The 12,341-nt window shown below is 58.4% G+C and carries 10 protein-coding genes; 6 read left to right on the top strand and 4 right to left on the bottom strand.

The features are described 5' to 3' along the window. Positions 1-196: 196 nt before the first annotated feature. Positions 197-2,242: a putative bifunctional diguanylate cyclase/phosphodiesterase gene (locus AB4K19_RS03045; RefSeq protein ID WP_375230474.1), complete on the top strand. Its 2,046-nt coding sequence runs from the start codon at positions 197-199 to the stop codon at positions 2,240-2,242. Positions 2,243-2,387: 145 nt separating this feature from the next. On the opposite strand, the gene AB4K19_RS03040 is transcribed toward AB4K19_RS03045, so the two are convergent. Next, positions 2,388-3,581: an MFS transporter gene (locus tag AB4K19_RS03040; RefSeq protein ID WP_375230473.1), complete on the bottom strand. Its 1,194-nt coding sequence runs from the start codon at positions 3,579-3,581 to the stop codon at positions 2,388-2,390. A gap of 186 nt (positions 3,582-3,767) precedes the next feature. On the opposite strand from AB4K19_RS03040, the gene hydA reads away from it, so the two are divergent. Genes hydA through AB4K19_RS03025 form a run of 3 tightly spaced genes read left to right on the top strand, consistent with a single transcriptional unit; the run spans position 3,768 to position 6,782 of the window. Next, entirely contained in the window at positions 3,768-5,177 is a 1,410-nt protein-coding gene (gene hydA / locus AB4K19_RS03035) for a dihydropyrimidinase (RefSeq protein WP_375230472.1), read from the top strand. After that, a complete protein-coding gene (locus AB4K19_RS03030; RefSeq protein WP_375230471.1) occupies positions 5,174-5,860 on the top strand; it encodes an aspartate/glutamate racemase family protein in 687 nt (228 codons plus the stop codon). Before hydA ends, AB4K19_RS03030 begins: the two co-directional genes overlap by 4 nt. Continuing rightward, positions 5,853-6,782 carry a dihydrodipicolinate synthase family protein gene (locus tag AB4K19_RS03025; RefSeq protein WP_375230470.1) on the top strand — a complete coding sequence of 310 codons (930 nt, stop codon included), beginning with the start codon at positions 5,853-5,855 and terminating at the stop codon, positions 6,780-6,782. The genes AB4K19_RS03030 and AB4K19_RS03025 overlap by 8 nt, the downstream gene beginning before the upstream one ends. A 24-nt stretch (positions 6,783-6,806) precedes the next feature. Here the strand turns inward: AB4K19_RS03025 and AB4K19_RS03020 are convergent, their stop codons facing one another. Together AB4K19_RS03020 and AB4K19_RS03015 are read right to left on the bottom strand one after the other, a co-directional pair. After that, on the bottom strand, positions 6,807-7,544 hold the full coding sequence (locus AB4K19_RS03020; protein ID WP_375230469.1) for a substrate binding domain-containing protein: 738 nt from the start codon (positions 7,542-7,544) through the stop codon (positions 6,807-6,809). After that, a complete protein-coding gene (locus tag AB4K19_RS03015) occupies positions 7,511-7,684 on the bottom strand; it encodes a helix-turn-helix domain-containing protein (protein ID WP_375230468.1) in 174 nt (57 codons plus the stop codon). Before AB4K19_RS03015 ends, AB4K19_RS03020 begins: the two co-directional genes overlap by 34 nt. A 308-nt stretch (positions 7,685-7,992) precedes the next feature. Here AB4K19_RS03015 and AB4K19_RS03010 point away from each other — a divergent pair, with 308 nt between their 5' ends. Then, positions 7,993-8,625, top strand: coding sequence for a glutathione S-transferase family protein (locus AB4K19_RS03010; protein WP_375230467.1), 633 nt, complete (start codon positions 7,993-7,995; stop codon positions 8,623-8,625). A gap of 63 nt (positions 8,626-8,688) precedes the next feature. Beyond that, on the top strand, positions 8,689-10,707 hold the full coding sequence (locus tag AB4K19_RS03005) for a putative bifunctional diguanylate cyclase/phosphodiesterase (RefSeq protein ID WP_375230466.1): 2,019 nt from the start codon (positions 8,689-8,691) through the stop codon (positions 10,705-10,707). 42 nt (positions 10,708-10,749) lie between these two features. Here AB4K19_RS03005 and AB4K19_RS03000 read toward each other — a convergent pair whose 3' ends face one another. Then, entirely contained in the window at positions 10,750-12,330 is a 1,581-nt protein-coding gene (locus AB4K19_RS03000; RefSeq protein ID WP_436398994.1) for an alpha/beta fold hydrolase, read from the bottom strand. Positions 12,331-12,341 lie beyond the last annotated feature (11 nt).

The following is a 12,341-nucleotide window of genomic DNA, read 5'->3' as shown; positions in this document are numbered from 1 at the left end:
CCTGCTCTGAGTTAGCAGCGTGGGAAGCTTTCCTGTCAAGACAGAAAGAAAAAACGCTTTCTGCAGCAGTTGGAAATACTTCTGATCAACTGGTCAAAACGTTGAAAAATGTCCGGAAAATCTGCGGACCATTTAAAGGCCACGTTTACCGATTTGCGCGCATACCATCGCCCGGAATGGCACGCGGGGAAAGTCCTTGTACCGGGTAATCGAATGTCTGACGCATGAACACGACCACTGGCTGGTGGTCGCAGCAGCCTTTGTCTGTGTTATTGGCTCGTGCCTGTCCGTTCTGATTTCGCGGCGGATACTGGGATCAACCGGTCGCCGTAAACAGGTGCAGCTTGCGCTTGGCAGCCTGATTGCCGGTGCAACCATCTGGTCCACCCACTTTATTGCCATGCTCGCTTACGAGCCCGGATTTGAACACGGGTATGAACCCTTTCTGACCGCACTGTCGCTGGCGGTGGCTGTTGCCGGCATGATGATTTCAAACATCCCGCTTGCATATATGGCAGGTCCATTCAGATGGCTGCTGTCAGGCTGCCTTTTTGGCCTTACCGTTTCCACAATGCACTACATCGGCATGTCAGCCTACCTCTTACCCGGTGAACTGGTCTGGAACAGCAATACCGTTCTGGTCTCGGTCCTGCTTGGAACGGTACTGGGTGCTGCGGCCTATCACCGGATGGTATTCCCAGTGACCCGGTTCTGCTGGATTGGCGGGTCTGTGCTAATGGTTCTGTCGATCTGCTCGATGCATTTCACTGGCATGAGTGCTTTTTCGCTGGAACTCAGCCCGCTGATTGTGGTGCCTGAACAGGTTCTGCCCGACGGCGTACTGGCCCTGCTGATTTCCGCGGTGACCGCGATTATTCTGGTTGTCGGTTTTGCGGCCATCAGTATCGAGGTCAATCTTGAGCGCGAGTCACTGGAGCAAATGGAGCATACCGCCCATCACGATCACCTTACCGGGCTGCCCAACAGGCTGAACCTGAACCGCACATCCGAAAAAATTGCGCGGTCGCTCGAGCAGAACCCTGAACTGAACGCGGTGGTGATGACCATCGATCTTGATCTTTTCAAAGAGATCAATGATCTGCACGGCCACTCAACAGGCGACAAGGTCCTGCAAGAAGTGGCGATGCGGCTGCAGGCAGCATGTGGCGAGGATGAGTTTGTTGCCCGCACTGGAGGGGATGAGTTCGTTGCGCTTAAATCCGGCATAGGGTCGACAAACGACGTAGAAGCTTTCGCAGAACGTCTGAACAGTCAGATCATGAAACCGGTGGAACTCGAAACAGTCTCTGCCGTGGTCAGGGCATCCTTTGGCGCGGCAACAACGCTGGATGACGGTCGCGACTTTGGTGAACTGAAGCAGAAGTCAGACCTCGCCATGTACAGGGCAAAAGTTGAGGCGGACAGACTGCTGTGCTTTTACAACCCGGACATGGACGAACTGAGCCGCGACCGCCTTCAGATGATCAGCGATCTCCGGCAGGCCGCCTCTCGTGGTCAGTTCGAGCTGGTTTATCAGTTGCAGAATGACCTCTCTTCGCTGGCCCCGGTTGGTTTCGAGGTGCTGATCAGGTGGAACCATCCGGAGAAAGGGCGTATTTCTCCTGTAGAGTTCATTCCCATTGCCGAAGAGACCGGCCTGATCCGGGACATTGGTCTCTGGGTGCTGCGAACGGCCTGCCACGAAGCCGCTGGCTGGGCAAAACCTTTCAGCGTCGCAGTCAACGTGGCACCTCAGCAACTTGTACAACCCACTTTTCTGGAACATCTATCCGACATTCTGATGGAGAGCCGTCTTCCGCCGGAACGGCTTGAACTGGAAGTCACCGAAGCCAGCATCATCGAGGACCAGGAACTGACCATAGATGTGATGCACAAAATCAAGAAGATGGGTGTCCGCATCGCTATGGACGATTTCGGAACGGGATATTCTTCGCTGGCAACGCTGCAGGCCTTCCCGTTCGACAAAATCAAAATCGACCGGAGTTTCGTGCAGGATGTTCACACGGATCACCAGCGCGCGGCAATCGTCCGGTCGACCCTGCTGCTGGGCGATGCCCTGAAAATTCCGGTTCTTGCGGAAGGTGTTGAGCAGGCCAACGAACTCAGCTTTCTGAGGTCGGAGAACTGCACCTTTGTTCAGGGCTATTATTTCGGCAAGCCATTGAGCCTCGATGACATTCAGAAAATCGTCAGGCCAGACGACCTTGACGCGGCTTCCTGACCTCCGCGCCCTTTTGTGCCAGCACATCATCCAATGAAGCCATGGCACGTTGGGGTCTGGTGGTTCCCGCAATCGCAATTCTGGTCCCCAGACGGCCTTTTGGCTGGCAATGTCCACAGTTCCCTCAGCGCATCACTCGTGTTCGTCAGACACGGTTCCGCGACACCCCAATGCAGGGGGCCAGATAAAACGCCATCACTGCCAGCGCGGCCAGCAGCAAAAAAGACATCCGAAGCCCGGTCAGTTCGGCGACGAAGCCGATCAGCGGTGGGCCGAGCAGCATGCCTCCGTAGCCAAGTGTTGCTACTGAAGCGATCGCCGGTCCCGATGGCATTTCGGCATCCCGTGCCGCCCTGGAAAATACCAGAGGCATAACGACGGCATACCCAGCCCCAATCAGCCCATACCCCACCAGAACAATCTCCAGGGAGCCTCCGAAGACAGACAAAAGCAATCCGGTCAGCGCGGAAACAGCACTGGCACGCGTCGTCAGAACCGGGCCAAAACGTTCAGTCAGGTACCCGCCCGAAAGCCGTACAAGCACCATCATCACACTGAAAACAGCATATCCCAGCGCCGCCTGCGCTTCTGTCGCCTGAACGGCGATCCGCAGAAACACCGCCCCCCAGTCAGCGATCGCGCCCTCTCCCATGGATGCCGACAAGGCAATCAGGCCAACCAGCAACAGTGGCCCCCGCGGCAATGCGAGCAACGGTGCTGACGGCGCGTCGGAGGCAACAACCCGTTCTTGATCAGCGGCAGGGGCCATAAAGCACAGTGCCAGAATACCGAATGGCATTACGATTGCAGCAAAGTGAGGCAAAACACCAAAACCGGCACTGACTGCGGCATAACCGCTTGCAGCCCCCAGGCCTGCGCCGAGGCTGAATGCCGCATGGAATACGGACATCGTACTGCGTTGCAGGCGGTCCTCAACCCGTGCGCCCCAACCATTCATCGCCACGTCCATCGAGCCGTGGCTTGCACCGAACAAAAACAGCAGCAACGCCAGAGCGACGGGACCCGGCGCGAGGCCCAGCGCAATCAGCGCCGGCCCGTAAACCACCGCACAGCGTATTGTGAGCCGGTCGGCGCCCCACTTTTCGGATAGTGCGCCCGCCAGCGGAAAGGAAACAATCGCGCCGCCGGCAAGCGCCAGCAGCAGCAACCCGAGCGTACCCGGCTCAAGGTCAAACCCTTCCTTGAAGGCAGGCACCCGCGATGCCCAGACGCCGAACAACAACCCGTTAAAGGTGAATGCCGCGACGACCGCCCGCCACATTCCGTCCCGCCAGAGCGGAACCCGGTCCCGCCGATCCACAGACACAGTCTCAGTCATGAGAATTCCACCCTTTGGTGTCGGCACAGGAAACCCGAACACCTCTGAAGTCGCGTCTGATGGAAAACATTGCCGTACTATGCCTTTTGGGAGTTCTCCCCACACATTTCTTCAACTTGCACCGGGGACTTTGCATGGCGGCAAAATGACGGCATGCTGCGCGGCAATGCAAGCCAAAGGAACACAATGAACTCCGATACCGTGATCAAAAATGGCCGGATCGTTACCCCGAGCGGTGTCATCGGGGGGGATCTGGCCATCCGGGATGGCAAAATTGTTTCCGTCGGACCGGAAGTGACCGGGGCTGACACTGTCATCGACGCGACGGATCATCTGGTGCTGCCGGGCGGCGTTGATCCTCACGCGCACATCGAACAGATGTCCGGCATGGGGCAATGGAATGCCGACACGTTCGAAACGGCAACCCGTTCGGCCGCGATGGGCGGCACGACCAGCGTCATTTCCTTCGCAGCCCAGGGCAGCGGACAGACCATCCGTGAGACTGTTGCCGACTATGCCGCGCGGGCCCGGCGGGGTGCGATGATCGATCATGCGTTTCACATAACGGTCACTGACCCGGACGTACCTGAGTTCGAAAAGGACATCAGGCAGGCAGTGTCAGAAGGTCACCGGTCTCTCAAGGTTTTCACCACCTACAATATCCAGCTTGATGATGCGGCCCTTCTCCGGGTTTTCCGGCTGGCCCGGGATGCCGGCGCAGTGGTTTGCGTTCACGCTGAAAACGACGCCATCATATCGGATGCCCGCGAACGGCTGATAGCAGCGGGTCAGACGACACCCATGGATCACGCCAGGTCGCGCCCGCGGATTGCGGAGATCGAAGCGATCGAACGTATCTGCCGTTTCGCGGAATACCTGGATCAGCCGGTTATGATTTTTCACGTATCGACGGCTGAAGGCGCAGCCGAAATCCGGGCCGCGCAAAAACGCGGCGCGCCGGTAAGGTCCGAAACCTGTCCGCACTACCTGTTCATGACCTCTGATGTACTCGACAAGCCGGGCATTGAAGGCGCCAAATGGATGTGCTCGCCGCCTCAGCGGACAAAGGCGGATCAGACCGCCCTGTGGCAGGCGCTGCATGACGGCACCCTGTCGCTCATCTCGTCCGACCACGCGCCATACCGTTTTGATGCGACAGGAAAACTGTCGGCCGGAACAAACTGTGGGTTTCATCAGATTGCCAACGGCCTGCCGGGGTTGGAAACCCGCCTGCCACTGATTTTTGATGCGATGGTTTCCCGTGGGTCTGAGGGCGCTTTTGCTTTCGCGGAACTGACGGCAACGGCCCCTGCCCGGCTTTACGGCCTGAAAAGCAAGGGAGAGATCAGCACAGGCATGGATGCAGACATCGCGATATGGGATCCGACGCACAAAACGACATGGGGGCCTGATGACCTGCATGATAACGTCGGCTACAACCCCTGGGACGGATACAGCGTTACGGGCTGGCCGGTCAAAGTACTGTTGCGCGGCAACCTGCTGGTAGACGGCGGCACCTTTCTGGGCACGCCCGGCAGCGGCCGGTGGATTGCACGGCCTCAGGCTGTTTCCTTTGATGAGGCACAGACCGGATGACCATGAAAACACTTGTCGTGATCAACCCGAATTCTTCGGAAACGGTAACCCGGGGCATCGAGCAGGCGCTGCAACCGTTGCAAGGGGTCGGTGTCCCAATACGCTGCCTGACGCTTCCAGAAGGGCCACCCGGGATCGAAACCCAGCAGCAGGCGGACCTGACCGTTGCGCCCATGCTGGCCCTCGCGGACCGGCAGACAGACGCGGCTGGTTTTGTGATTGCCTGTTTTGGTGACCCGGGCCTGCATGCATTGCGCGTTCAGACCGCGCTGCCGGTTACCGGCATTCAGGAAGCTTCCGTCATGACCGCACTGACACTGGGTCACCGTTTCGGGGTCATCGCGATACTGCCTCAGTCCATTCCCCGTCACCTGCGCGCCTTTGGCGCCATGGGCGTGTCCGGCAGGCTGGCGGGCGACCGGGCTTTGGACCTTGGGGTAGCAGACCTTGCAGATCCGGACAGATGTCTTGCGGCAATGATCCGCACCGGGAAACAGCTGCGCGACGTGGATGGTGCAGAGGTTCTGATCATGGGCTGTGCCGGTATGGCGCAATATCGCAGCGTTCTGCAGGATGAAACCGGACTGCCTGTTGTTGAGCCGACACAGGCAGCGGTCAGTATGGCACTGGGACAGATTGCCCTTGGCCTGACACACAGACCGGAAGGGGCAATGAATGATTGACGAAACCACACGGGGCGTTTTCACCATAGCGGCGACCCCTTTTCTGCCGGATGGTCAGCTTGATTTCGACAGTCTCGACCGTCTGGTCGATGCCTATATCGCACGCGGTGCCAGCGGTCTGACAATCCTTGGCATGATGGGCGAGGCAGGAAAACTGTCGGCCGCAGAATCCGAACAGGTGGTGCGGCGCGTGCTCGCGCGGTCGCCGGTCCCCGTTATCGTCGGGGTCTCTGCACCCGGCCTCGCGACCATGTCTGCGCTTTCCGGAGCTTCGATGGATGCAGGTGCCGCAGGCGTCATGGTTGCGCCACCCTCCAGCCTGCGCACGGATGCGCAGATCCTTGGCTATTATCAGGAAACAGCTCACGCACTGGGCGACACACCTTTTGTGCTGCAGGATTTTCCTCTTGCCACGGGGGTTCAGATTTCGACGTCCGTTATTCTGCAGGTCGTGGAAACCTGTCCGACCTGCGTGATGCTCAAACACGAAGACTGGCCCGGGCTCGAAAAAATTTCTGCGCTGCGGGCAGCCTCTGACGCTAGTGCGCGGCGTATTTCGATCCTGTGTGGGAACGGCGGGATGTATCTGCTCGAAGAGATGCTGCGCGGGGCAGATGGTGCGATGACCGGCTTTGGCTATCCCGAAATGATGGCTCAGGTCATTGCGGCGCTCGAAACCGGCGACACCGAGCGGGCCCGCGACATTTTTGACGCTTACATGCCAATGATCCGCTACGAGGCACAGCCTGGCATGGGGCTGGCTGTTCGCAAATTTTCACTTTGGCGTCAGGGAGTTATCGCACATCCAGCCCTGCGCAGACCCGGTGCCGCCCTGCCCGAAGCGGCTGCGGCCGAAACAGATGCGCTCGCCCGGCGCCAGGAGATCAGACTGCGTGACCTGGGTATTGAGCCGCCGGTCTGACGCACAGACCATCAGCGGCGGCGATCATTGCCAGTCGGCCCCACTGGCCCGCCCACTGCCTGCATTTTGTAAGTTCAGCGTCTTGCGCAGGTGGTTTGTGAGTGCGCGAATGCGGGCGGTCAGGTGTCGCCCCGGCGGATGCTCTGCAAAAAGTCCGATCGGATCAGTTTCAGCCTCTTCAAACAGAACCGTGAGTGCGCCAGCTTCCAGGAATGGTCTGGCTGTGTAAAACGGAATGCGCCCGATCCCTAGGCCGCCAGCGAACTGCACTGTTTCAGTCTTCCCGTGCCGGTGAAATGCCCATTGGATACTGTCGGCACCCGTCGGCTGCAGCAGACAGTTGTGTGTCGCGAGCGCGGCCGGTTCGCACGGCCATTCCTGCTCATTCAGGTATCCCGGTGCTGCGACGCAAACGATGCGTATGTCCATTAATTTGCGCGCAACCAGGTTTGAATCCCGCAACTCACCAAGCCGGATCGCGATGTCAAAGCCCAGTTCAACGACGGATACATGGTGGTCCGACAGGCTCAGTTCGATCCGGACACGTGGATGCGCAATCTGAAAGGAATGCAGGGCTCCGGCCAGACAGGTGCTGCCGAATTCTGTAGGGGCCGCCAACCGGAGTTTGCCAGAAAGTTCGGACTGTTTGCCCCGCACAAGCCCTTCAAGTTCGTCAAACTGATCCAGCAGCGGCTGGCATCGGGTAAAATACGCCTGCCCTGTGTCTGTCAGCGTGACACTGCGCGGTGTTCTGTGAAGCAATTCGCCCCCAGCCGGTCTTCAAGCTGGCGCACATATTTGCTCGCAAGCTTGGTGCTGATCCCAAGCCGCCGCGCACCTTCTGTAAATGACCCCTCAGCCGCTACCGCCGCAAAGGTGCGCATACCATCTATCGTGTCCATACCGGGCCCTCTGCACCTACAAAACTGGCAAATTGTCATAAGGATGAGTGAATACTCACATCCCGAAGCCCTAGGCGATACGGAAGAGAAACGGCACCGGGAAAACGAGCGGAAAGTGTCCGGCACCTGGCAACAGACCGCCTGTGTGGTCATCACAGGGCGGCGGCGCCTTCTGCACGCCGGTCTGCATGGCAGGAAAAACGAAAATTTTCGGAAAATACGCTTGCTGTCAGGGGCCGGTTTTTACAGCCGCTTAACGGCACTTCGGTAGCCTGTCTGTTCTGTTGGACAACCGGAAAGACAGCCTGATGACAAAACTTTACGCATGCCCGGGGTCGGGCAATTGTTTTAAACCCTGGCTTGCGCTCAATCAGTTGGGCAAACCCTTTGAAATGGCAATGGTCGATGTACTGGCCGGCGAGCAGAAGTCCGAATGGTTCATGAAAATCAACCCGGATGGCGTTGTTCCCTACCTCGTCACAGGTTCCGGTGAGGGTCTCGGCGAAAGCAATGCGATGCTGTGGCATATTGCCGAAGACAGTTTTCTGATGCCCCAGAGCAGCTACGGGCGCGCACGGGCATTACAGTGGATGTTTTTTGAACAGTCAAAACTCGAACCTTTTATTTCGCCAGCGAGGTTTTTTACGACCATCCTGCCGGCAGAAAAAGAAAAGCGCCGCAAGGACATCGAGGGTTGGCAGAACGCAGCCAGGCCAGGACTGGACCGGCTGGAAACACATCTTGCCGCCCATCAGTTTATGCTGGGCGATGCCTATTCTGTCGCTGATATTGCCCTCTTTGGATATGTGCATGTGACTGACGAAGCGGGGATTTCCCTTGACAGCTATCCTTCGGTCCAACGCTGGATCGGGGACGTCAGCAACACACCCGGCTTCCGTCCATTGTCGGAACTCGGTCTCTCTGCAGACCGGGCCGCCTGATCCGGCACGTCGCCCGGGAACCATTGTATGTCCGCGCGTAAAAAGCGAAGACAGAACAACCAGTTGAACACGCAGCAGACTGATGCTGCGCGGGACCTCTTTGCTGTGGTGCGGCAGCTTGCAAGCCCGGTCTGGGTTTTTGACATCGATCACAGCAGGATCGTACTGGCCAATGGTGCTGCCTGCACCATGTGGCAGGCCGCAAGCGAAGCTGAGTTATGCGCGCGGGACATGTCCCTTGGCATGTCAACCACGGTCGCCCGACGGCTGCGCCAGTATCAGGACGACTTCATCACGCAACCGGAAACCACTTTCCGGGAAATGTGGACACTTTATCCAAACGGCCAGCCTGTCAGTTCCAGTGTCGCTTTTTGTGGCTATCGTTTGCCGGATGGACGTATGGCAATGCTGTGCGAGGTGCTGTCGGGCACAGGAGATGCGCCCGACAACCTCCGAAGTGCAGAAGCTTTGCTGCACACGGATGTGATGATCGCACTTTTCGACCCTGACGGCGCCGCTCTTTACATGAACCCGGCGGCCCGGAACGTGATCGGAGGCACCTCAGGAAACCTTGCCTCACTCTTTGCCGACCGGACTGATTATCACGCAATGATGTTCGACCTCGACGGCCGGGGAGAGCACAGAATGGTCGCAAAGGTGGCCGTTTCAACCGATGCTACCTGGTTTGACCTGTCGGCAAAACTGTGCAGCGACGCTGTCACGGGAAAGCCCGCTGTACTGGTGACGGCCATCGATGTCAGTGAACTGAAAACGGCACGGGATACCGCGAGGTTCCTCGCGGACAGGGATCAGCTGACGGGATGCTATAACCGGTTTTTCCTGCAAAGGCATTTTGACGCGCTGCCGGAAGACAGCGGTCTGGATCATGTCATGCTCTATTTCGACGTCGACCGCTTCAAACACGTAAATGACACCTTTGGGCACGAGGCCGGTGACACCGTGCTCCGTAACCTCGCCGACCGGGCGCAGAATGCGGTGCGCGAAGGCGACATTGTTGTCCGCCTGGGAGGTGACGAGTTTGTCATCCTGCTGCAATGCCCCCCGCACAACGACATGGCGCAGGAGCGGGCAAATCAGGTGTTTGAAGTGCTTTCTGGTCCTGTGGTGCAGGGGTCCGCAAGCATACCGGTGAACGTCAGCATGGGGTGCGCGCGTTTTGCGCCGGGCGAGGACGACTTCGAGGCAGTTCTGCGCCAGGCGGATATAGCGCTTTACCATTCCAAAAGAGAGGGGCGAAACAGGCTTACTTTCTTTGACCGCGATATGGGACGGGCTGCTCTGGCCAAAATTCGTCTGGAGACAGAGATAGAAAAAGCATTGCAGAACAAAGAGTTCGTGCTGCACTACCAGCCACGCATCGATCTGAAATCCGGAGATGTCGTTTCCGTTGAAGGTCTGGTGCGCTGGAACCATCCGACACGTGGGCTGGTCCCGCCGAACGATTTCATATCTGTCTGCGAAGAAACCGGACTGATCGAAACGCTGGGCCAGCATGTGCTGGAAATCGGTTTCCAACAGGCACATGACTGGCATCTCGACGGGCGCAGCATAGACATGTCCCTCAACATTTCACCGCGCCAGTTTTCTGACAAAAACCTCATGAAAACCCTGTCGCGCTTTGCAGCAATCGCTGATTTCCCGACACACCGGATCGAGCTTGAGATCACGGAGAACATTCTGATCGGGGATGTCGGGGCGATTGCATCCAAACTCCGTGCAATCTCCGGCATGGGGTACCGGATTGCCATCGATGACTTTGGCACCGGGTATTCAAATCTTGCGTATATCTCTCAGTTCCCGCTGAGCTGTCTGAAAATCGATCAATCCTTCATCCGTCAGCTCCCGGAGACCGGACCGATTGTCAGTCTGATCCTTGCTCTGGGACGGCAGATCGACGCGACTGTGGTCGCCGAAGGCGTTGAGACACGCGCGCAGTATGACTGGCTTGCTCATAATGACTGCGATCAGATTCAGGGGTTTTATTTCAGCCGTCCGGTTCCGCTTGAAAACCTGGATGACCACTGGCTGGACGACTGCGGCGGGCCGGATCAATCAGAATAGGAATTGTTTGCTGAAAGCCAGCCAGGGACCGCAGGCTGTCAGTCAGTTGTCCTTTTCGCCCCAGAGATCATCGTCGCCCGGCAAAAACCGATCTGCACCGGCAGAAGACCAGTCTAGAGGCAGAATATCGCGGACACACCGGGTATTCGGTGGCATCGAAGGCGCATCAAGGAACGCTGCATAAATCAGAAGTGCACAATCCCGCCCTGTGGCCATCGGCGTGCCGCCGGTCACGCCATGGGCGCCCTCGGGAAAAAGGACAAAGTGGACGGGCCTGGTGCTCAGCCGGGCGGCAGTCGCCCGCGCCACATCAGATGGCGCGGCGATGTCCAGCCCGCCCTGCAGAACAAGGACGGGAACGTTCCGCGAGACCTCACGCCGGATGACAGCGTCCGGCTTCGGGTATCGAGGCCAGGTCGGGAAAAGTGCGGCGTAGCCGGCTTCTGCCCCCGTGGACAACACCGCCGCATCATACTGTTTCATCAGTTCCGGGGCAGATACGCCAGGGCGGTACATCTCGGACAGGACGATGTGATTGTGAAGAACCGCTGAGTAATTCTGACTGCCGGATGCTGTCGCCAGTTGCCGGAACAGGCGCGCCACAAACCGGACGTCAGACCAGGTACACCGACGGATCCTGTGCACCAATGGCGGCACAAACACACGGGTTTCCGCATAGAGCGCCATTACCGCAAGAACGCTGCGTGCCGTTGTGGGATTGAGGTTGAGAGAGCGGCAGTGACCTGTTTCAAGCTCCGCGTACATCTGCCTGATTTCAGTTTCCAGCGGCGCATCAAAGTGACCGTTGCAGGCAGGCGCGGCATCACAGGTGGCAAGAAAATCGCGCGCAACGGCGCCCATCCGGGCATCATAGCCGCGCATGCCACCATCAGCGGCCACGAGGCCTTCGAGGATCACCCCTGCGGGCGGCTCATCGGTAAGATCAAGGTACCGTTGCACAAGAAATGTGCCGTAAGAGCCCCCATAGACGTAAACCGGAGTGTCATTTTTCCGGAACTGATGGATCAGCATATCAAGATCCCGCGCCGCCTCCACTGTCGAAAAGTGTCTGAGGCGGTCACCTGTTTCCGTCGTCACTTCCGCAAGGCACGCTTCCCATTCACCGGGCAGAATTGCAGCACCTCCGGGGCCTGGAGCCGCCTCGCCTGTGGCGCATCCGAGTCGTTCCGAGCCTCCCGTGCCACGATGATCGACAGCATAGAATGCAATGTCCGGTCGCGCTTCTTCCAGTCCCGCTGTCAGCGTGGCCATATCCGCTGTGGACGACGCACCGGGGCCGCCATGCACAAGCCAGACCTGACGCGAGACCGGCCCCGTCGGGACAATCCGTTTTACGAGCAGGGAGATCTGATCCGGACGCGCGCCCCCGTGATCCAGCGGAACAAGAAAACGGGCACACTGCGCGCGGCTGTCCGCTGCGACCGGATCCCAGGAGCAGGTCCGCCATTGTGCGGGACTGCCGATGGGCGTTTCAGGCAGATCTGCCGGATAGTACTCCGGCACAGACCCCGGACGCAGGGAAAATCCCAAAACAGCCAGACCTGCAACGAGACCCAGTCCATGGAGAATACGTTTGAAAAAAGAACGGGAACGCTGGGTCATGCCGGTCGAAA

It is taken from the genome of Roseobacter phycocola (assembly GCF_042055075.2).
Taxonomy (GTDB): domain Bacteria; phylum Pseudomonadota; class Alphaproteobacteria; order Rhodobacterales; family Rhodobacteraceae; genus Roseobacter.
This window is presented reverse-complemented; position numbering and strand designations above follow the sequence as displayed.

Excerpts from the sequence above, each read along its gene's own strand:
- AB4K19_RS03040 (WP_375230473.1), bottom strand. The coding sequence starts at position 3,581 with ATGACTGAGACTGTGTCTGTGGATCGGCGGGACCGGGTTCCGCTCTGG.
- hydA (WP_375230472.1), top strand. The coding sequence starts at position 3,768 with ATGAACTCCGATACCGTGATCAAAAATGGCCGGATCGTTACCCCGAGC.
- AB4K19_RS03030 (WP_375230471.1), top strand. The coding sequence starts at position 5,174 with ATGACCATGAAAACACTTGTCGTGATCAACCCGAATTCTTCGGAAACG.
- AB4K19_RS03025 (WP_375230470.1), top strand. The coding sequence starts at position 5,853 with ATGATTGACGAAACCACACGGGGCGTTTTCACCATAGCGGCGACCCCT.
- AB4K19_RS03015 (WP_375230468.1), bottom strand. The coding sequence starts at position 7,684 with ATGGACACGATAGATGGTATGCGCACCTTTGCGGCGGTAGCGGCTGAG.
- AB4K19_RS03010 (WP_375230467.1), top strand. The coding sequence starts at position 7,993 with ATGACAAAACTTTACGCATGCCCGGGGTCGGGCAATTGTTTTAAACCC.
- AB4K19_RS03000 (WP_436398994.1), bottom strand. The coding sequence starts at position 12,330 with ATGACCCAGCGTTCCCGTTCTTTTTTCAAACGTATTCTCCATGGACTG.